This is a genomic window from Paraburkholderia podalyriae (assembly GCF_014397785.1).
In the GTDB taxonomy this organism is placed as follows: Bacteria; Pseudomonadota; Gammaproteobacteria; order Burkholderiales; family Burkholderiaceae; genus Paraburkholderia; species Paraburkholderia podalyriae.
This window is the reverse complement of record NZ_VZQQ01000013.1, coordinates 82,391-102,652: the sequence shown is the minus strand read 5'-3', so window position 1 is coordinate 102,652 and position 20,262 is coordinate 82,391. Positions and strand designations below refer to the sequence as shown.

At 65.8% G+C, this 20,262-nt stretch carries 18 protein-coding genes; 10 read left to right on the top strand and 8 right to left on the bottom strand.

From position 1 onward, the window contains the following. Positions 1-40 precede the first annotated feature (40 nt). The 3 genes from F6X42_RS17430 to F6X42_RS17420 all read right to left on the bottom strand — a co-directional run bounded on the left by F6X42_RS17430 (position 41) and on the right by F6X42_RS17420 (position 1,653). Complete coding sequence (locus F6X42_RS17430; protein WP_187635412.1) at positions 41-247, bottom strand: zf-HC2 domain-containing protein; 207 nt, start codon at positions 245-247, stop codon at positions 41-43. Then, on the bottom strand, positions 234-851 hold the full coding sequence (locus F6X42_RS17425) for an RNA polymerase factor sigma-70 (protein ID WP_187635411.1): 618 nt from the start codon (positions 849-851) through the stop codon (positions 234-236). The genes F6X42_RS17430 and F6X42_RS17425 overlap by 14 nt, the downstream gene beginning before the upstream one ends. Before the next feature lie 586 nt (positions 852-1,437). Beyond that, positions 1,438-1,653 (bottom strand): hypothetical protein, encoded by a 216-nt coding sequence (locus tag F6X42_RS17420; RefSeq protein ID WP_187635410.1) that lies wholly within the window; start codon positions 1,651-1,653, stop codon positions 1,438-1,440. A 291-nt stretch (positions 1,654-1,944) separates the two neighbouring features. On the opposite strand from F6X42_RS17420, the gene F6X42_RS17415 reads away from it, so the two are divergent. Next, positions 1,945-2,499: an NADPH-dependent FMN reductase gene (locus F6X42_RS17415; protein ID WP_187635409.1), complete on the top strand. Its 555-nt coding sequence runs from the start codon at positions 1,945-1,947 to the stop codon at positions 2,497-2,499. Between the two features lie 184 nt (positions 2,500-2,683). Here F6X42_RS17415 and F6X42_RS17410 read toward each other — a convergent pair whose 3' ends face one another. Both F6X42_RS17410 and F6X42_RS17405 read right to left on the bottom strand, forming a co-directional pair. Next, positions 2,684-3,859, bottom strand: coding sequence for a hypothetical protein (locus tag F6X42_RS17410; protein ID WP_187635408.1), 1,176 nt, complete (start codon positions 3,857-3,859; stop codon positions 2,684-2,686). A 237-nt stretch (positions 3,860-4,096) separates the two neighbouring features. After that, positions 4,097-6,391 carry a hybrid sensor histidine kinase/response regulator family protein gene (locus F6X42_RS17405; protein WP_187635407.1) on the bottom strand — a complete coding sequence of 765 codons (2,295 nt, stop codon included), beginning with the start codon at positions 6,389-6,391 and terminating at the stop codon, positions 4,097-4,099. A gap of 603 nt (positions 6,392-6,994) precedes the next feature. Here F6X42_RS17405 and F6X42_RS17400 point away from each other — a divergent pair. From F6X42_RS17400 to F6X42_RS44020, 8 genes are all read left to right on the top strand, one after another. Beyond that, positions 6,995-7,360, top strand: coding sequence for a response regulator (locus tag F6X42_RS17400; protein ID WP_187635406.1), 366 nt, complete (start codon positions 6,995-6,997; stop codon positions 7,358-7,360). Further along, positions 7,353-7,976: a chemotaxis protein CheC gene (locus F6X42_RS17395; protein ID WP_187635405.1), complete on the top strand. Its 624-nt coding sequence runs from the start codon at positions 7,353-7,355 to the stop codon at positions 7,974-7,976. Before F6X42_RS17400 ends, F6X42_RS17395 begins: the two co-directional genes overlap by 8 nt. Next, on the top strand, positions 7,973-8,923 hold the full coding sequence (locus tag F6X42_RS17390) for a sensor domain-containing diguanylate cyclase (protein ID WP_187635404.1): 951 nt from the start codon (positions 7,973-7,975) through the stop codon (positions 8,921-8,923). The genes F6X42_RS17395 and F6X42_RS17390 overlap by 4 nt, the downstream gene beginning before the upstream one ends. Before the next feature lie 219 nt (positions 8,924-9,142). After that, positions 9,143-9,991, top strand: a complete 849-nt coding sequence (gene hpnD / locus F6X42_RS17385) for a presqualene diphosphate synthase HpnD (RefSeq protein ID WP_187635403.1) — start codon at positions 9,143-9,145, stop codon at positions 9,989-9,991. A gap of 4 nt (positions 9,992-9,995) precedes the next feature. Next, entirely contained in the window at positions 9,996-11,264 is a 1,269-nt protein-coding gene (gene hpnE / locus F6X42_RS17380) for a hydroxysqualene dehydroxylase HpnE (RefSeq protein ID WP_187635402.1), read from the top strand. Continuing rightward, positions 11,261-13,345: a squalene--hopene cyclase gene (gene shc / locus F6X42_RS17375; protein WP_187635401.1), complete on the top strand. Its 2,085-nt coding sequence runs from the start codon at positions 11,261-11,263 to the stop codon at positions 13,343-13,345. The genes hpnE and shc overlap by 4 nt, the downstream gene beginning before the upstream one ends. Positions 13,346-13,348: 3 nt before the next feature. Beyond that, on the top strand, positions 13,349-14,110 hold the full coding sequence (locus F6X42_RS17370; RefSeq protein WP_187635400.1) for a phosphorylase: 762 nt from the start codon (positions 13,349-13,351) through the stop codon (positions 14,108-14,110). Positions 14,111-14,235: 125 nt separating this feature from the next. Then, a complete protein-coding gene (locus tag F6X42_RS44020; protein ID WP_246530116.1) occupies positions 14,236-14,481 on the top strand; it encodes a DUF3828 domain-containing protein in 246 nt (81 codons plus the stop codon). Between the two features lie 117 nt (positions 14,482-14,598). Here the strand turns inward: F6X42_RS44020 and F6X42_RS17360 are convergent, their stop codons facing one another. Next, the gene (locus tag F6X42_RS17360; protein ID WP_187635399.1) at positions 14,599-15,528 is read right to left on the bottom strand and encodes an MlaA family lipoprotein; all 930 of its coding nucleotides are present in this window, start codon (positions 15,526-15,528) and stop codon (positions 14,599-14,601) included. Between the two features lie 2 nt (positions 15,529-15,530). Further along, positions 15,531-18,146 carry a hopanoid transporter HpnN gene (hpnN, locus tag F6X42_RS17355; protein ID WP_187635398.1) on the bottom strand — a complete coding sequence of 872 codons (2,616 nt, stop codon included), beginning with the start codon at positions 18,144-18,146 and terminating at the stop codon, positions 15,531-15,533. A 211-nt stretch (positions 18,147-18,357) separates the two neighbouring features. Here hpnN and F6X42_RS17350 point away from each other — a divergent pair, with 211 nt between their 5' ends. Then, positions 18,358-18,960, top strand: a complete 603-nt coding sequence (locus tag F6X42_RS17350; protein ID WP_187635397.1) for an MlaC/ttg2D family ABC transporter substrate-binding protein — start codon at positions 18,358-18,360, stop codon at positions 18,958-18,960. 137 nt (positions 18,961-19,097) lie between these two features. Here F6X42_RS17350 and hpnH read toward each other — a convergent pair whose 3' ends face one another. Then, positions 19,098-20,252 carry an adenosyl-hopene transferase HpnH gene (gene hpnH, locus F6X42_RS17345; protein ID WP_187635396.1) on the bottom strand — a complete coding sequence of 385 codons (1,155 nt, stop codon included), beginning with the start codon at positions 20,250-20,252 and terminating at the stop codon, positions 19,098-19,100. Positions 20,253-20,262: the final 10 nt, after the last annotated feature.

The following is a 20,262-nucleotide window of genomic DNA, read 5'->3' as shown; positions in this document are numbered from 1 at the left end:
ACCAAGCTTCAACAGCCGTGCGCTCCCCGGCCCCGCCGCCTCACTCGTCGCCGCTCACCGCTCCGTCCACTGCCGCCGCTCCGCCCGCCACATGCGCCGCGACCCGCAGCAGGCGGATCTGTTTGCGATAGTTCCGGCACCCGCTGCAGGTCGGCAGATGCAGCCGGATCGCGACCCATTCGCCAGTCGACAGCGAGCGGTCGAGCGCATCGGATAGCAGCCGTGTGATGTCCTTACACTTCCCCATTCGCGTCCTCGCTGGATAGGCCTTTTTCGCTCAGGCACGTGCGCAGTCGCAGCCGCGCGCGATAGATCAGCACGCTGCAATGATTCGCGTTGATCTGCAGTTCGGCGCAGATTGCCGCGATGTCGAGTTCGAGAAACTCACGCATCATGAACACGCGTCCGATGTGCTCGGGCAGATGCTCGAGGCACATCTCGAACAGCGTCCAGAACTGCTGCTGGCGCAATGCGGTTTCGGGGGTCGGCCACGGACGCGGTTTGGTCTCGCGCGACCAGTGGCCGTTGTCCTTGAAGAGTTCGCGATCGAGCAACGCCTCACCGTCGAGTTCGGCTTCGAGCGCCGACAGATTGACCGTGCGCTGGCGCGCGCGCAGCGTGTCGACGAGCTTGTGGCGCAGGATGCCGAACACCCAGGTCTTATGCTCGGACTGCGCGGCGAAACGCGCGGCCTGAGTCCACGCGGCGGTCAGCGCTTCCTGCACGGCGTCCTCGGCAGCCGCGGCATCGCGTAATTGCAGGCGGGCGAAGCGCACGAGATCGCGCCGCAATTGCGCCAGATAGATCGGATCGTCGAGCGAGGGGCCCGGTTGCGTCACGGCGAGCCCCATCGATGCGCTGTCGGCCGCGCCATGTGCTGTGCGTGTTGCCCGGAAACGTCGTGATTCATGAGCGGATGATCGTCCTTGCAGAGGCTGCGGATGCGTGCGCCATTCTGCCTCACGTTCATGCCCAAGCGAATCGGTATTGAACATATGCTCCCTGGCAATCGATAGCCCGAGGAGCTTGGTCGCGCGGCGCCGCCGCTTATGACACCGGAAATTAATTGTTGCGAGAAATGAAATGTCCAGCTTGCGTGCAACAAAGCTTTTGAATCGCTGTACGGACCGCTCGGAGCTTGCGGTCGAGCGCCGATTTGACGCGGTTACGCAATGAGGATTATTTCAATCTACAAAATGATGTCTTCTCGTCTTCGCGGTTTGTGGGAGCGCGGCCGCTCCGGCTTCGGCCTGCAACGGCCCGGCGTCGTACTGCAACGTATTTTTCGGCAACTGATCGGCACGTCGAAACAGGCCGCAACGCAGCACAAGGAAAGAGGGCGCCGGCAACGGCGCCCTTTTCGCGTTCAGCGCGGATGGGAAAGGGCGGCGTAAAGCAGCCCCTTCTATCCACGGCTGCTAGGCAAGCCGCAAACCCCTAACGGCTTGGCGCCTTGCCCCCGCCATCAAGTCCGGCGCCCGTGCGCCAAACCTGCTTGCCTTTCTCCGACAACTCGCCGCAGCCATGCGTGCCATCGGCTTCGACGCCGTCGACGGCCATCTCGCCGCCCGCGGGCTCCTGCGCGCGTTGCTTTACCTTCTTGCGCGCGGCGACGGCTTCGTCGTGTGATTTTCCTGCGTAGTCGAGACTCATGATCCGATCCTCCAGAGTGTCGGTCGTGTCCAATTGCCTCAGATCGGCTTGGCCCGAAGGCATGCTTGATTGACAAGGCAAAAGTCTCACTTATCCACAAGGTTATTCAGCGAATCTGTGGATAACTTTTCGGCTTGCGAGGTTATCCACCGGTGGCGGTGCAAGAACCCTTTTCGATCCGCTATCGCCTCGCCAAATCCGCCAACGCCTGGGCGTTTCGCGCCGCTTTTGCCTATGATGAACAGTTCGTACTCTCTGCGCGTCGAGCGCCTTACCCCGAGGAAGCGAACCATGGCCTATCACATTGCAGTTGTCGTCGGCAGCCTGCGGCGGGACTCGTTCAACCGCCAACTGGCTAAGGCGGTGATTTCCCTCGCTCCATCCGATTTCACCTTCGAATATATCGATATCGGCTCCTTGCCGCTGTACTCTCAGGAATACGACGCCGACTATCCCGAAGCCGGTAAAAAGCTCAAGGAGCGCGTGGAAGCTGCTGACGGCCTGCTGTTCGTGACGCCTGAATACAACCGCTCGATCCCCGGCGTGCTGAAGAACGCGCTCGACTGGGGCTCGCGGCCGTGGGGCACGAATTCGTGGGCCGACAAGCCCGGCGCGGTGATCGGCACTTCGGTCGGCGCGACCGGTACGGCGCTCGCGCAGCAGCATCTGCGCAACGTGCTTGCCTATCTCGACGTCCCAATGATGGGGCAGCCCGAGATCTTCATCAAGCACGATCCGTCGGTGATCAATGAGAAAGGCGAGATCGTCAACGACGGCACGCGCAAGTTCCTGCAAACTTTCATGGATCGCTACGTCGCGTGGGTCAAGCGGCATGGGGCGGTGTAGCTGAGCCTCGCGCGACTGACCGCCCCCTGATCCTCCGTCGAAGCACCGAGGACACGGCGCGCGCCGCGCGACGCGGCCGCGCTCGTTTCGCCCGGCTCGACGCCCGCGGTGCTTGCAACGCTTGCGAGCACCGCCGAGGCCGGCCGGACCGCCGGACCGCCGGACCGCCGGATCGCCGCATCGGCTACACGTGGTGATGCCCGGTCACCCGCTCCCACCCGTGACGCACCGCGAGCTTGAAGCGCTCCCACGTGCTGTCCGACGACGTGGCTTCCCAATGGCGGCGTGCTTCAGGCTCGATCTCTTCCCACGGACGACCGCGGAATTGCGCATCGCGACCGATCTCCGCGCCGTAGCGGTAGGCGGGCACATAGTCTTCGTAGCGCGCGTTCGCGGCCGCGTACTGCTCGTCGTAGTGCGAGCGGAAATCTTCTTCGTACTCCAGATATTCGTTCGGCATCTGAGCGCCGGGACCCGCACCCGGCTGTCCGCCTTCAGGGACGATGTCGGACGGCTGCATCACTGCGCCCGATCCCGGCACGGAGCCGGCGGCGATCGCGCTGCGTCCCGCATCGCCGGCGAGCGGGTGGGCGACGGGTTCGTTGAGCGGATCGCTGATCGGCCGTTCGCTGACCGGTGGCGGCGCGAACGGCTCGGCGCTGGTGCCGATGTCGGCCGGCGGCATGGGGGCCAGCGGATCGGCTCGTGGGGTGGCGCCGGGTTGCATGGTGTCGGCGGTCGTGCCGGTCGCCGAAGTGGCGCCCGTCGCGCCCGCGATTCCAGTCGATTCGGTCATACCCGCCGCACTCGCGGCACCCGCTGCGCCGCTAGTCGAACTCGCGCCCGTGGCCCCGGGTGTCGCCGTGGTATCCCGCATGCCCCGCGTCGCGCCCGCCTCGGTCGTCACGCTCGACGTGCGGGGCGTACCCGGCATCACCGCGCCGATGCCCAGCTCATCGAGCACCGAATGGTCGCGCGAGGTTCCGACCGGCGTGTCCGCTTCGGGCAGGCGGTCGCCGATATCGGTCGCGCCGAGCCGTACCAGCGTATTGCGCGCCAGCTCCGCATGAGACTGGCTCGCCGCGTGGACGCACACGAGCACCGCGCCGCGCCGCATTGCCTCGGCATAGCGCGCGGTGTCCGACTGACGCGGCCCGGTCGAGAACAGACTGGCGAGAAAGCGCTCGATGTTCGCGAGCACGCCCGCGTTGGCGACTTCGCTGGTGGCCGAGCCAACGGAAGGTTCGGCGTTCGCCTGCAACTCGACCCTCTCGCGTGCAAAACCGGTTTGCACAAGCGTGTCGCGGGCGGTTTCAGCCTGCAAGTAGGTGTCGAATAAACCAATCACGGTATGTTGCATGGTCGTCTCCCGACATGTTCTGCTGGAACGGGCGGCACCCGAGGCGCCGTCACTTTGCCCTCTTGGGACACGCAACCTTCATGCCGCCACACCGTCGCGCGGCGGAGCCGCGCCCGATGCCCGGCCGCGATGCCCGCCGCGCTACGCATGACGCGGGCTCGCGATGCAAACCGGCGCGGAGTGCGATCGCCGTGCTTTTTACAAGCTTTGGTAAATGACGCCGGGATGACGCAGACGTCAGGTATCGGCCGGATGCGTGGCCGTCGCGGTGCCGGTTTGCACGGCGTCGTGCTGGATCGTGTCGAGCAGCTTCTCGAGCAGTCCGATATCGAACGGCTTGGACAGCACGTGCACGTTCACGTGCCGCGCGCGGTCGAGCTCTTCCGCGTAGCCGGTGACGAGAATGACCGGCAGCTGCGGGTCGAACGTGAGCACCGCTTCGGCCAGATCGATGCCGCTCATGGTGCCGGGCATGTGAATGTCCGACAGCACCAGATCGAACGGCAGCGGTTCGCCGGTGCCCGCGCGAGTCGCGCGAGCGTCGTCCAGCACGCGCAACGCCGTGTCGGCGTTGAACACGCAGGTGACCTGGTGACCCATCATCTGCAGCAGCGCTTCGGTGCCGGCGGCCACTTCTTCGTTGTCCTCGACCAGCAGCACGCGCAGACCCTGCGGCGCGCCGCTTTCGGGCGCGAGCGCTTCGGCCGGCCCAGCCGTCTGCGGCTCGGCCGACGCGCGCGGCAGATAGAGCCGCACCGAGGTGCCTGCTCCGATCGCGCTGTCGATCGCCGCGAGCCCGCCCGAGCCCTCGCAGAACGCGAATACCTGCGGCAGCCCGAGTCCCGTGCCCATGCCTTTGGGCTTGGTCGTGAAAAGCGGCTCGAACGCGCGCGCGAGCACGTCGGGCGCCATGCCGGCGCCGGTGTCTTCGAGCGACAGTTGCACGAACTCGCCGGTCAGCGGAAAGCCGTCCTCGCGGCGGAACACGACGTTGCTCGCGCGCACGGTGAAGCGCCCGCCGTTGGGCATCGCATCGCGCGCATTGACGGCGACGTTGATCAGCGCGAGCTCGAGCTCGGCGACGTCGACGCGCACCGGCCAGGTGTCGACGCCGCGATCGATGACGAGCGACACCTTCGCGCCGAGCGACGCGCGCAGCAGTTCGCGGCACGACGGCAGCCAGCGTTCGAGCGATAGCGTCTCGGTGCGCAGCGGCTGCTTGCGCGCAACGCCGAGCAGCTGCCGCGTCAGCGACTGACCGCTCTTCAACGCGCGCTCCATTGCCGACAGTTCGCGCTCGAGTCCGCCGACGCCGCGCCGTCGCACGATCTGCACGTTGGCCGACAGGATCATCAGCAGGTTATTGAAGTCGTGCGCGACGCTGCCGACCAGCGTGCCGAGCGCTTCCATCTTGCGCGACTGGCGATACGCGGATTCGACCGAGCGGCGCATCGATGCCTCGGCCTGCCAGCGCTGCCACGCGTCCTCTTCGGCGCCGAGGCGGCGCAGCGACAGCCAGATCACGCACCACAGTACGATCGACGGCGTGAACATCGACAGGATCAGCACGCTCAGGTGCGAGTACCAGGCGGCCCAGATCGCCGACGTGCGATAGCCGCACAGCACGTAGACCGGATACGAGCCGACGTGCCGGAACGCCACGATCAGATTGCCGTCGGCGAAGCTCGAGCGCATCCGCACGACGCCGAAGCGCTGCCCCTGTGTGACCGCTTCGGCGAACGGCGAATCGGACGCGATCGCGGTCGGCTCGCGCGGGCCGCGCGGGTAATGCGCGAGCACCGCGCCGTCGGTGCGCACGAGGCTCATGATGATCGGCGTGGCGTCGCCGCTGCCGAGCAGCTCGCGATAGAACGCGTCGAAATAGCTGGGCCGCAGCGCAATCGACACGACGCCCGCGAACGAGCCATTGGGTGCCTGACGGGCGACGCCCATGTGGAACACCTGCTCGCCGCTCACGTGCCCGGTCATCATTTTCGACACGTGTTCGAGCGGGTTGCCGTCGCGGATGCCGATGAAATCGTCGCGCCGGCCGATCGAAATTTCCGGCGATGGATACAGGCGGCTGCTTGCGAGCAGCGCGCCCTCGCGACCGAAGATCGACACCGAGGCCACCTGCGGATAGCCGCCGCCCATCGTGCGCAGCTTGCCGTGAATCGTGTGTTCGCGCGCGCGGATGCCGTCGTCGTCGAGGCCGTCGGTCAGATCGACGATGCGCGAGTTCAGCGTCTCGTTCATGTCGAACACCTTCAACGCGTGTTCTTCGGCGACGCGCACCGTACGCAGCGCCAGGTCGGTCGCGTCGGCCTCGCGCGAGCGCAGATCGGCGATTGCCATCGCCGTGACGTAGACCAACGGCAGCACGATCGCCGCGATCAGCAGCGCGATCAGCGTGATGCGGCGCACCTGGAAGTTCTGTTCCGGCACGGCGGGAAACGACGCGTCGTCCCGCTCGCGGGCAGGACAATCCGAAAGGCGGCCCGCACGCGCAGAGTCGACCCGGTTTGATGTCATTGTCGTTGAGGCGAAAAGTCGTTCGAATCTGGCAGCCGCGTCTCGGGCCGTTGCCGGCACCATGCCGCCTCCAGAACAAGCATAGACGCAGCGCGGAAAAATTTGCCGTAAAGCGTGGGGGACAGGCGTGCGCCGTGCCGGCAGTGCTTTAAGAGCGGCTTTAAAACAGCGACGAATCGGCAAGCGCAAACGTACACAAAAGTATAAACATAGGAAATTCCCGTCCCGACGATATAATAATTTCTGAAATTAGCCTAGTCTGGAAACAGATCGTTACCGTCAGCGATTCGGGCGAGTTGCTTTTGCGCGGCTTTGCTTCGACAATCCTCACACGATAAAAAGGCCATTGCCGCATCTGAGCGCGGGATCGTCAAAGTCCGCCAAACGCGTCCCGCTGCATTTCGCACCCCTCTCGCCAAAGGCAACTGCAAATTCGACAGGCGCCACTGTACCTGGTCGCGCGTCGGTCGGTGTCACGCCAAGGCGTGCCGCCCTCCCTGTCGGAATGAACGAAGAACGCGAACAACCAGGCGCGGAAAACGCGCAGACGAACGAGCCCATTCCTTTATCCGACCTGCCCAAACCGCCCGACCTGCCGTTGCCATGCTCCCCATTGTGATCGCCGACGATTCGCTGCTCGCCCGCAAGTTGCTCACGAAGGCACTGCCGCCGGACTGGGCCGTCGACGTGTCCTATGCGACGAACGGGCGCGAGGCGCTCTCGCTGTATCGCGAGGGCAAGGCATCGGTGATGTTTCTCGATCTGACGATGCCGGACATGACCGGCTACCAGGTCCTCGAAGCGTTGCAGCACGAGGACCTCAATACCTTCGTGATCGTCGTTTCAGCCGACGTGCAGCCGCTCGCCCAGGCCCGTGTGCGCGAGCTCGGCGCGATCGCGTTCATCGCCAAGCCGGTGACGCCGGAGGCGGTCCTGCCCATCCTCAAGGAGTACGGCTTGTATGTCTGAGCCCGCCTTCACCGAAGACCAGCGCGACGCGCTACAGGAAATCGCCAATCTCGCGATGGGCCGGGCCGCGACGCGGCTCGCGCGGCTGCTCGATTCGTTTATCGAGCTGTCGGTGCCGCGCGTGCGAATGGTCGCGGTGAGCGACGCGGCGCGCACGCTGCGCGAGATGACCCACATCGACGACACAGTCAGCGCGGTGCGCCAGGGCTTTCGCTCCGACATCAAGGGCGAGGTGCTGGTGATCTGTCGCAGCGACAGCATCGCGCAGTTGTGTTCGCTCGTGAGCGACCCGTACGCGCGCTCCAGCTACGAGGCGATCAGCGAGCGCGAACTGATGCTCGACGTCGCGAACCTGCTGTCCGGCGCGTGCGTGTCGTCGATACTCGACCAGCTGGGCCGCACGCCGGTATTTTCCGCGCCGGGCATGCTCGGCGACACGCTGACGCTCGACGAAGTGTTCCAGCCCGGCATGCTGCAATGGCAGGTGGCGCTGCTCGTCGAAGTAAATTTCGCGCTGGAACATCAGAGTTTTCGCGCGCATCTGGTGATGCTGATGCCCGAAGACTCGATCCGCCACATGAATGAAGCGCTCGATGCGCTGCTGTCAAGCCTATGAATGTCTCCATGGAATCGTTGAGCGAGCTCGTGGTCGAGCGGGTCGGGTTTGGCATCTTCGTGCTCGACCGCGAACTGAACGTGCTGATGTGGAATCGCTTCATGCAGGACCATAGCGGCCTGTCGGCGGAGCAGGTGGTCGGCCGCTCGATCTACCTGAACTTTCCGGAGCTGCCGCACGTGTGGCTGTCGCGCAAGATCGAGAGCGTGTTTCAACTCGGCAGCTTCGCGTTCAGCTCGTGGGAGCAGCGCCCGTATCTGTTCAAGTTCGATCACGACCGGCCGATCACCGGCGGGGTCGACTTCATGCAGCAGGACTGCACGTTCATGCCGCTGATGCGCGGTCGCGAAGTGGTGGCCGTGTGCGTGACGATCTCCGACGTGACGCATGTGAGCATCGTGCAGCGTGAACGCGAGGACGCGGTCGCGAAGCTGCAGGAGTACGCGAATCGCGACGGGCTGACCGACATCGCGAACCGGCGGTTTTTCGAAGCGCGGCTGCGCGACGAGTTCACGCGCTGGCAGCGCTATGGCGGCGACATGTCGATGCTGCTGTTCGATCTCGATCACTTCAAGAAAATCAATGACCAGTTCGGTCACGGCGTCGGCGATACGGTGCTGCGCGTGATGGCGCAGCGCGTCGCCGGCATGGTGCGCGCGCAGGACACGTTCGGGCGCTTCGGCGGCGAGGAATTCGCGCTGCTGTTGCCGTGCACGCCGCTCGACGACGCCATGCTGGTGGCGGAGAAGATCCGTCGCGTGATCGAGGAAACACCGGTCGAGCTGATCGGCACCAGCGTGCCGGTCACCGCGAGCCTCGGCGGCGCGTCGGCGCGCGACGGCGTGCTCACCTACGACGTGCTGATCAACGAGGCCGACGCGGCGCTGTACAGCGCGAAGCGCCAGGGCCGCAACTGCGCGGTCGCGTTCCGGCTCGCGGGCGCCTGATTCGCTAGTGAGGGCGGCGCGGTCGAACCCGCCGCGCCCGGCGGCCTTCATTCCCGCCCCATTGGCCGGCGAAACTGCGGTCACCGGCAAAGATTGCTATACTTTTCGCCGTTTCCGGCCGCCCAGCCGAATGTTTCGCGCGTGGGCGCACCGCCCTGCGGGTCGGCATAAAAAACCTCTTTGAACGCCTTTCAGCGGGCGCCTCCAGCGGAGATCGTCTTGGCTGTTTCCAATCTTGTCGTGGACGATACTGAAATCGACGCCGCTGCCGCCACATCCGGCAGCTCGTTTTATCTCGCCATGCGCATCCTGCCGCCGGCGCAGCGCGATGCGATGTACCAGGTCTACGCCTTCTGCCGCGCCGTCGACGACATCGCCGACAGCGACCGGCCGCGCGCCGAACGCGCGGCCGGTCTCGAGCAATGGCGCGCCGACATCGACGCGTGCTATGCGGGCAAGCCGCGCGCGTCGCTACGCGCGCTGACGCGGCACATTCACACGTTTCATCTGCAACGCGAGGATTTTCACGCGATGATCGACGGCATGGCGATGGACGCCGCCGCCGACATCTGCGCGCCCGACGACGCCACGCTCGACCTCTATTGCGACCGCGTCGCGAGCGCGGCCGGCCGTCTGTCGGTGAGGATATTCGGGATGCGCGACGAGCCGGGCCGGCTGCTCGCGCATCATCTCGGCCGCGCGCTGCAGCTCACCAACATCCTGCGCGACATCGACGAAGACGCCGACATCAACCGCTGCTATCTGCCGCGCGAGTTGCTCGCGCGCGAAGGCATCGCGGTGACGAGCCCGACGCAGATCGCCGACGATCCGACTCTGCCGCTCGTCTGCGCGACGCTCGCCGAGCGCGCGAAGCAGCACTTCGCCGAGTCCGACGCGATCATGGATCGCGAGCCGCGCGGCCACGTGCGCGCACCGCGCATCATGTCGGGCGTCTATCGCGTGCTGCTCGAGCGCACGCTGGAGCGCGGCTTCGACGTTCCGCGCAGCAAGGTCAGCAAGCCGAAGCTGCGCCTGCTGTGGATCGTCGCGCGCTACGCGCTTTTCTGAGCTGATGCCGAGGCTCGTCCACGTAGTCGGCGCGGGCGTGGCCGGGCTCGCCGCCGCTGTGCAGTTGCAACGGCGCGGCGCGCGGGTCGTGCTGCATGAAGCGCAGCATTACGCGGGCGGCCGCTGCCGTTCATACTATGACGCGAAGCTCGGTGCGACGCTCGACAGCGGCAATCACGTCGTGCTGTCGGCCAATGCGGCGACGCTGAACTACACGCGCGCGATCGGCGCCGCCGGCGAACTGGTCGGCCCCGCGCGGCCCGAGTATCCGTTCGTCGATCTGGCCACGCGTGCGCGCTGGACCGTGCGTCTGTCGCCGGGGCGCTTGCCGTGGTGGATTTTCGATGCACGCGCGCGCGTGCCCAACACGGGCCCGACCGATTACCTGTCGCTCGTGCCGCTGCTGTTCGCGAAGCCGGGCCGCAGCGTCGCGCAGACGATGCGCTGCCACGGACCGCTGTGGGACCGGCTGCTGCGGCCGCTACTGCGTGCGCTACTGAATCTGGAGCCGGGCGATGCGTCGGCCGGGTTGACCGGCGCGCTCGTGCGCGAAACGCTGCTTGCGGGCGGGCTCGCGTGCCGGCCGCTGGTCGCGCGTAACGGTCTTGGCAGCGCGTTCGTCGATCCGGCGCTGCGGCTGTTGCAACATGGCGGCGCGACGATCCGGCTCGGTTCGCGTCTGCGCGACATCACGTTCGCGGCCGACCCGGCCCGTGTGCAGGCGCTGCATTTCGACGATGAGAGCATCGCGCTCGGCGCGAACGAGGCGGTGATTCTCGCGCTGCCGCCCGACGCTGCGGCGTCGCTGGTGCCGGGTCTGCGCGCGCCGACCCGCTTCGCGGCCGCGCTCAACGTGCATTTCGCGGTCGAGCCGCCGTTCGGCCTGCCGCAGATCACCGCGCTGCTGAACGGAACGGCCGAATGGCTGTTTGCGTTCGACGAGCGCCTGTCGGTGACGCTCAATGGCGCCGAGCGGCTCTTCGACACGCCGCACGACGCGCTCGCGGCGACCGTCTGGGCCGAGGTCGCGCAGGCGGTGAATCTGCCGCTCGCGCCGCTGCCGCGGTGGCAGGTCGTGATGGAACCGCGCGCGACGTTTGCCGCGCTGCCCGCGCAGGAGACGCTGCGGCCCGGCACGCGCACTCGCTGGAACAACTTGCTGCTCGCGGGCGACTGGACGGCAACTGGCCTGCCCGCGATGCTCGAAGGCGCGATCCGCTCCGGCCAGAAGGCCGCGGACACGTTTCTGAATCAACCGATGGAACGCCGATGAACGACTTATCTCAAACCCCGCCGCTCGACGCGGTGCTGCCCGAAGCCGCCGATGCGGCGCTGAATCCGGCCGAAGCTGCCGTGGTTGCCAACGCGCCCGCCGTGGCGGACGCATTGGCAACCGCAACGCCGGCGCCTGAGCAAGGCGACGGCGCGAGCGCGCTCGACACATCGATCACGCGCGCGACCGATGCGATCCTGGCCGCGCAGCGTCCCGACGGCCATTGGCTCTACGAACTCGAAGCCGACGCGACGATTCCTGCCGAATACGTGCTGCTGGTTCACTATCTCGGCGAAACGCCGAACCTCGAACTCGAACAGAAGATTGCGCGTTATCTGCGCCGCATCCAGTTGCCGAACGGCGGCTGGCCGCTATTTGCCGACGGCGCGCTCGACGTCAGCGCGAGCGTGAAGGCGTACTTCGCGCTGAAGATGATCGGCGACCCGATCGACGCCGAGCACATGGTGCGCGCGCGCGACGCGATCCTCGCGCACGGCGGCGCGGAACACGTGAACGTGTTCACGCGAATCCTGCTTGCCCTGTTTGGCGTGGTGTCGTGGCGTGCGGTGCCGATGATGCCGGTCGAGATCATGCTGCTGCCGATGTGGTTCCCGTTCCATCTGTCGAAGGTGTCGTATTGGGCGCGTACCGTGATCGTGCCGCTGCTCGTGCTCAACGCGAAGCGGCCGCTCGCGCGCAATCCGCGTAAAGTGCGCATCGACGAACTGTTCCGCGGCGCGCCGGTGAACACCGGCATGAAGGAGCGCGCACCGCATCAGCACGCGGGCTGGTTCGGCTTTTTCCGTTGTGTCGATACGGTGCTGCGCGCGGTCGACGGCCTGTTGCCGAAGGCGAACCGCGAGCGCGCAATCCGCGCGGCTGTCGCGTTCGTCGACGAACGGCTGAACGGCGAGGACGGCCTCGGCGCGATTTTCCCGGCGATGGCCAACTCGGTGATCATGTACGACGTGCTCGGCTATCCGGCCGATCATCCGCATCGCGCGATCGCGCGCAAGTCGCTCGACAAGCTGCTCGTCATCAAGGACGACGAAGCCTATTGTCAGCCGTGTCTGTCGCCGGTGTGGGATACGTCGCTCGCCGCGCACGCGCTGCTCGAAACCGGCGAGGTCCGCGCCGAACAGGCGGCCGAACGCGGGCTCGCGTGGCTGCGGCCGCTGCAGATTCTCGATGTGCGCGGCGACTGGATTTCGCGCCGCGCGAACGTGCGGCCGGGCGGCTGGGCGTTCCAGTACAACAACGCGCATTACCCCGATGTCGATGATACGGCGGTGGTCGCGATGGCGATGCACCGCTCTGCGGCGCTCACGCAATCCGATGTGGATCACGAAGCGATCGCGCGCGCGCGCGAATGGGTGGTCGGCATGCAGAGCAGCGACGGCGGCTGGGGCGCGTTCGAACCGGAAAACACGCAGTACTACCTGAACAACATTCCGTTCTCGGACCACGGCGCGCTGCTCGATCCGCCGACCGCGGACGTGTCGGGCCGCTGTCTGTCGATGCTCGCGCAGATCGGCGAGCTGCCACCAAGCAGCGAGCCGGCGCGGCGCGCGTTTGACTACATGCTGCAGGAGCAGGAGTCGGACGGCAGCTGGTACGGCCGCTGGGGCCTGAACTACATCTACGGCACGTGGACCGCGCTGTGCTCTCTGAACGCGGCCGGTATGCCGCACGACGACCCGCGCATGCGGCGCGCGGTGCAATGGCTCGTGTCGATCCAGAACGAGGACGGCGGCTGGGGCGAGGGCGGCGAGAGCTACAAGCTCGACTATCGCGGCTACGAGCGCGCGCCGAGCACCGCGTCGCAAACCGCGTGGGCGTTGCTCGGGCTGATGGCGGCGGGCGAGGTCGATCACCAGGCGGTAGCGCGCGGTATCGACTATCTGCGGCGTGAGCAGCGCGAGCATGGGTTGTGGGACGAAACGCGCTTTACCGCGACCGGCTTTCCGCGCGTGTTTTATCTGCGCTACCACGGCTATCGCAAGTTCTTCCCGCTGTGGGCGCTCGCGCGCTTCCGTCATCTGAAGCGCAATGGGCTCACGCGCGTCGCGGTTGGGATGTGACGGATGTCTGTGTCGATGATCCCGTCCGTCGGGGCGGGCGATAGCAGCTTGCCGGTGATCGTCGTGGCGGGCATGGCGTTCGAGGCGCGCATTGCGCGTGGCGACGGCAGCGAGCGCGTCGAGGTCGTGTATGCCGCGCGCGCCGATCTGCTCGAGCGCGCGCTGAACGCGGCGGTCGCTCGCGGCGCGGCGGGGATCGTCAGTTTCGGCACCGCGGGTGGACTCGCGCCGGATTTGGAGCCGGGCGCGCTGATCGTCGCGGATGTGGTGTATGGGCCGTTTGGGCGTATCGATACGGATCGGCAGTGGACCGAGCGGATCGCCGCCGCCGTGACGGCTGAAGGGCTCGCGGGACGTCTGCGCCGCGGCGCGATGGCGGCGGTCGCCGCGCCGTTGATCACCGCTGAAGACAAACGCGCGCTGCACGAATCGACCGGCGCGCTCGCGGTGGACATGGAATCGCATATCGCCGGCGCAACCGCTGCCGCGCACGGTGTGCCGTTCGCCGTGTGTCGCGCGGTCGCCGATCCTGCCTGGCGTACGCTGCCGCCCGCCGCGACGGCGGGCTTGCGCGACGACGGCACCACGGCGCTGGGGCTGATTCTGCGCCAACTGCTGCGGCAACCGTCGCAACTCGGCGCGCTGCTGCGCCTGGCCGCCGATGCGCGCGCCGCGCGGATGACGCTGGTAGAGACGCGACGGGCGCTAGGCAAGGGCGGTGCGCTGCGGACTACAAAATCTACCGTTCCGAATGACAATGAGTAAATTTCTTTTACGCGCTTTTGCGTCACTGGCTCTTGCGTTGGCACTCGTGCCGGGTGTCACCACCGCAGCGACTCCGGATACACCAGATGCCGCTGTGAAGGCGTTTCGACTATCGCCATAAACGCTTGCCGGGCGGTGCCGACTACTTCACGCGGGTGCAAGACCTCGATCCGCAAGCATGGCTCAAAACGATGACTTTGCATCCGGCGATCGCGCTTGGCGGAACGGCGGTAATACCAGTGACGTTCGGGTCGACGGAAAAACAGAATCTCGTCGTGTTCGTTGCAAAGGAGAACGGAAACTGGCGGATAACCAAGGTAGAAGACACAACCGGTTATCAGGGATTCCACCAGTACGACCCGATGGATTAGTGAATGCGTTTAGCTCGGCGGTTTTGTCGGGCGACAGTTCGGCTGTACTTCCGAGCGCCTGATTGAAGCGCTATGGCATGGCCGGCGCGGCGGCCGGTTCCCCGGCCACCGCAACCGCTATTGCGGGGCCGATGCCGGGGCGGCCGGCTCGGCTGGCACGGCCCTCCCGCCGGACTCACCCGGATCGTTGTAATTCGGCAGCGCGGCCGGCGCGCCCTTGGTCGCGCCGCCCGCTCCCGAGGCCCCATTCGGGCCGACGTGGCCCGGATCAGAGTAGTTCGGCAGGCCGCCCGCGGGCGCGCCGGCCGCGGGCGCGGCAGCCGGGCCCGTATCGCCGTGATCGTCGTAATTCGGCAGCGGCGCAGGGATATTGCTCGTGCCGCGCAGACGCGCGAGACGCTGCTGCGTGTAGGCATCACGGACGAACGAGTATTTGTCGAGCGCGGCCTGCTCCAGAAGGCTGGTCGCGCCGAGCAGATCCGAACGCGTGCTCACGAACTGCAGCACGTACAGCGGATTGCGGGTCGCGGGCTCGATATAGTTCAGCGGATTGAACTTCACATCGACGACGAGCCCCATGCTGTCGCGCACCGTGCTCGGCCCGAACAGCGGCAGCACCAGATACGGACCCGACGGAATGCCCCAATGCCCGAGCGTCAGACCGAAGTCCTGATGATGCTTGGGCAGACCCGCAGGCGTCGCCCAGTCGAGCAGGCCGCCAAGACCAAACACCGAGTTGAACGCGAAGCGCATGATGTCTTCGGTCGCATCGGTGATCTTCAGTTGCAGCAGCGCGTTGGCGGCGTTGGTGAGGTCGCCGAGGTTCGAGAAGAAATTGCTGACGGCCGTGCGCAGCGGCTGCGGCGTCACCTTCTGGTAGCCCTTCGCGACCGGCACGGCGATATAGCGATCGACGCCGTCGTTGAAAGTGAAGATCGCCCGGTTCACCGGCTCGAATGGATCGCCCGGCTTGCGGTCGGGGGCGGTCGCGCAGCCGGAAATGAGACCCGCGGCGGTGATCGCCAGCGCGGTGTTACGCAGCTTCATGCTTATATTCCCTTTTGCTTCGCGCGACGTTGACGCGGCTTGCCCATCAGCACCGGCTGGAAAACTACCGCGCCGATCAGCGTGCAGAACAACGAAAGCGCGAGCAGCTTGCCCATGCTGGACGTGCCCGGATGATGCGACAGCCACAGGCTACCAAACGCGGTGGCCGTTGTGGCAGCGCTGAACAGCACCGCATGCGTGAGGCTCGACTGCAACAGACCGGTCTGGCCGTGGCGCCACGCCATCACGAAGTAGATCTTGAACGCGACGCCGACCCCGAGCATCAACGGCAACGCGATGATGTTCGCGAAGTTCAGCGGCATGCCGAACACCACGCACAACTCAAGCGTGACGAGCGCGGAGACCAGCAGCGGCACCAGCGTGCGCAACACGTCACCGACACGGCGCAGCGCGATCCATAGCAGCACGGCGATCGACAGCAGCGCGTAGACGGCCGCTTGCAGGAACGCCTTGATGATCGTGTCGGCCGAATGCAGGATCGAGATCGGTCCGCCGATCGCGCCCGGTTCCGCCTTCTTAACTGCGTGCGCGAAACGGGCGAGCATCCGGTCGTCGTTCGGATCGACGCCGGGCGGCACCTTCGGCGCGATATCGACGAGCGCGCGACCGCCCTTGCCGATCCACATCGCGGTGATGCCCGGGGGCACGTTCTGCCGGGTGATTTCGGTCGGCTGCAGAAGGTTCTCGAGTTGCTTCAACGCGATGAGCAGCGTGTCGGACATTGCAACTTCTGCGCGCTCGCGCGTGGCGGCGTCGGCGGCGGCGAGCTTCTGCAAGGTCGCGGACAGGTGCTGCGCCTCCGCCGCGCCCGGTCCCGGATGGTCCTCGGCGGCGAGCGACAACTGATTCGCCGCGCGCTTCAATGCGGCGACGCGCACGTTGTCGGTGGCCTGCGGCGCGGGCTGTTGTTGCAGCGCCGGCAGCAGTTGCTGCGCGGCGCTCGCGATCAGCATCATCTTCTGCTGCTGGTCGGCCGGCACGAAGGTGCTCAGCGTGTTGACGCGGCCCACTTCCGGCAGCTTGCGCAGTCGCTCCGCGATAGCGTCGGCGTCGGCAAGCGATGGCGCCAGCGCCTGCACGTTGTTGACCGCGGCTTCGGGCGAATCCTTCAGCGACAGCAACGTCGCCAGCGATTCCGTATGCGGGTCCTTCAGATGCAGCGGGTTGAAGTCGAAACGCAGGTGCGTGAGCAGCGGCGTCGCGCCGAGCACGACCAGCAGCGTGCCGATCAGCACCGGCTTGCGATGACGGTCGAGGAAATCGTCGACGGGCTCGAGCTGCTTGAAACCGGGCGAGGCGACTTCGCCCGGCGGATTGAAAAGCTTCAGCAGCGCCGGCAGCAGCGTCATGTTGGTGAAGTATGCGACGAACATGCCGACGCCCGCGATCTGACCCAGCTCCGACACGCCGCGATACGCGGTCGGCAGGAACGAGAAGAAGCTCAGCGCGACCGCGACGGCCGCCAGTGTGAGCGGCACGCCGATGCTATGCGCGGTGTGCATCAGCGCGGCCGACAGCCGGTCGTCGCGGTTGCGCTCCTCGCGATACTTGACACCGAACTGCACGCCGAAATCGACGCCGAGCCCGACGAACAGCACCATGAACGCGACCGAAATCATGTTGAGCGCGCCGACCATCAACAGGCCGAGTGCGGCCGTGATCGCGAGGCCGACGAACAGCGTGATGAACACCGCCGCAATCATGCGGCCCGAGCGCAGCGCGAGCCACAGAATGATCAGCACGACGATGAAGCTGCCGATGACATTCAGCACTGCGCCGTCCTGGACGGACGCGAACTCCTCGTCGGCGAGCGGCTGCTCGCCGGTCAGGCGAACCGTCGCGCCGTAGCGCGATTCGAGATGCAGCGAAACCGCGGTTGCGCGAATCGCCCTCGATGCGCTCGCGCCCGGCTCCAGCGCATCGTAGTTGACGACCGGCCGCACGACGATGAACGAGCGCGCCGGATCGGTGGTGGCGCCTTTATCGACGAGCGCGCGCCACGAGAACGCAGCGGGCTGGCCGGCCAGCACGCGATCGAGCGTGTTCGCGCTTTGTGAAAGCAGCCGGCTCATGTCGGCGAGTTTGACCTGGCCGAGTTGCAGCGGCAGCAGCAGAGTCGTGGTCAGCGTGCCGGCGAGACCGGTCAGGCTCGGATCATGCGCAAGCGTGTTGACGAGCGGGCGCGACTGCACGAGTTGCGAAGTGGTGGACATCACCTCGTCGGTGGACAGAAACAGCAGGCCGTTGTGTTCGAAGAACGAGCCGCCGGCGGGCTGCGAGACCGACGTGAACTCCGTCGGATCGGCTCTGAGCGCGGCGGTCAGCGCGTTGGCGGCGGCGTCGGCGAACTCGGGCGCGCGCGCCTCGATGACCACCAGCACGCTGTCGCCGCGATCAGGGAAGGCTGCGTCGAGTGCGTTCTGGACAGCCGACCATTGCTTGTTGGTCTCGACGAGACGGCTGATGTCCGTGTTGATCTTGAAGTTATGCGCGACGTATATGCCGCTCAGGACTGCGAGCACGATCGACAGCGCGATGATCCTCAGCGGATGGCGCACCGAGTACGCGACGAGACGGACGATAGATGACTTCAGCATGTAGGCGGACGTGGCCTTATCACGGATGTTGTTTTTGACGAAGGTGCATAAGTATACAGAGCCCGGGCAAGCAAGCCCGACTTCGGTAGCAAGTACGGCTCCCGGCGGCTTGGCCGGGATGGGAACGCAATCCCCGCTATACTGGTCTACCCCTCTTTAGCCGCGGGGCTGTTGCCCGCCGGCGCTACTTCTTTCGAGTCATGACAAGCGTATGAAACGATATCTGACTGCTTTTGTGGCTGCGGCCGTGGTATCTACGGCGGCGTTCGCGCAGAGCGCACCCGACGCCGTGGTAAAAAGTGCGGTCCAGGGCACGGTGACTGCAATGAAGGCTGACCCGCAGGCGCGCGGCGGCGACATGGCGAAGATCACCCAGGTCGTCCAGACGCACTTCCTGCCCGCCACCGACTTCCAGCGCACCACGCGTATCGCGGTCGGCAAGCCGTGGTCGACCGCGACGCCGGAGCAGCAGAAGGAGCTGTACGAGCAGTTTACGCTGCTGCTCACGCGCACCTATGCCGCATCGCTATCGCAACTGCGCGACCAGGACGTGAAGTTCCAGTTTGCGCCGGTAAGCGTGCCCGGCGGCGCCTCCGACGTCGTCGTGCAATCGCACGTGATCAGCAACGGCGGCGACGATGCGATCGACTACCGGCTCACCAAGGGGGCGTCGGGCTGGAAGATCTACGACATCAACATGATGGGCGCCTGGCTGATCCAGGTGTACCAGACGCAGTTCGCCGACCAGATCGCCAAAGGCGGTATCGACGGGCTGATCAAATTCCTGACCGCGCACAATGCGCGCGGTGCGTAAGCGGGGCGACAGAAGTTTTGATCGATAAAGAAAAGCGCGGTGGCCTCGACTGGCCACCGCGCTTTTTTTCATGCTGCTTGCGCTAACAATCAGGCGCGATACAGGGGCGGCGCGCGGCCGCCATCCTGTCGAGCGCTTCAGTGCGCCGCCGTCGCGGTCTCCACCTTCTTGCCCTTGCCGGCGCGCGTGATTTCTTCGAGCTTGATCTCGACGTGACGCGAGAACATGTATTCGGCGGGACGCTGCTTGTCGAGCGGGATGTCCTGCGCGAACGCGCCCGTCGTCTTCGGACCGCGCATGCTGACCTTCAATGCCTTCAGCGGGTGCGCGACCGTGTCCATCACGGCCGTCGCTTCGAATCCGCAGTGGACCATGCAGTCCGCGCACTTTTCGTAGTTGCCGGTGCCGTACTTGTCCCAGTCCGTGGTTTCCATCAGTTCCTTGAAGGTCTTCACGTAGCCTTCGCCGACCAGATAGCACGGCTTTTGCCAGCCGAATACGGTACGCGCCGGGTTGCCCCACGGCGTGCATTCGTAGGTCTGGTTGCCCGCGAGGAAGTCGAGGAACATGGCCGACTGGCTGAACGACCAGTTCTTGCCGTTGTTGCCGCGCTTGAAGATCTCGCGGAACAGTTGCTTGGTCTTGTCGCGGTTCAGGAAGTGCTGCTGATCCGGCGCGCGCTCATACGCATAACCGGGCGACACCGTGATGCCGTCGACGCCCATCGGGCCCAGCGTGTCGAAGAACTTCGCCACGCGTTCCGGCTGCGCGTCGTTGAACAGCGTGCAGTTGATGTTCACGCGGAAGCCGCGGCGCTTCGCTTCGCGGATCGCGGCGACGGCCTTCTCATACACGCCTTCCTGCGACACCGAGTGATCGTGCGCTTCCTTGTCGCCGTCGAGGTGAACCGACCACACGAAGTACGGATTCGGCTCGTAGTCGTCCATCTTCTTTTCCATCAACAGCGCGTTCGTGCACAGGTACACGAACTTCTTGCGCGCCATGATGCCCTTGACGATTTGCGGCATTTCCTTGTGCAGCAGCGGCTCGCCACCCGCGATCGACACGACCGGCGCGCCGCATTCGTCGACGGCCTGCAGGCATTCTTCCAGCGACAGACGCTGGTTCAGGATTGGATCCGGATAGTCGATCTTGCCGCAGCCATTGCAGGCGAGATTGCAGCGAAACAGCGGCTCCAGCATCAGGGCGAGCGGATAGCGTTTGTTGCCGGAGAGATGCTGGCGCATGATGTATGCGCCGACGCGGACCTTCTGTAGCAGCGGAATAGACAAGGCGTCCTCC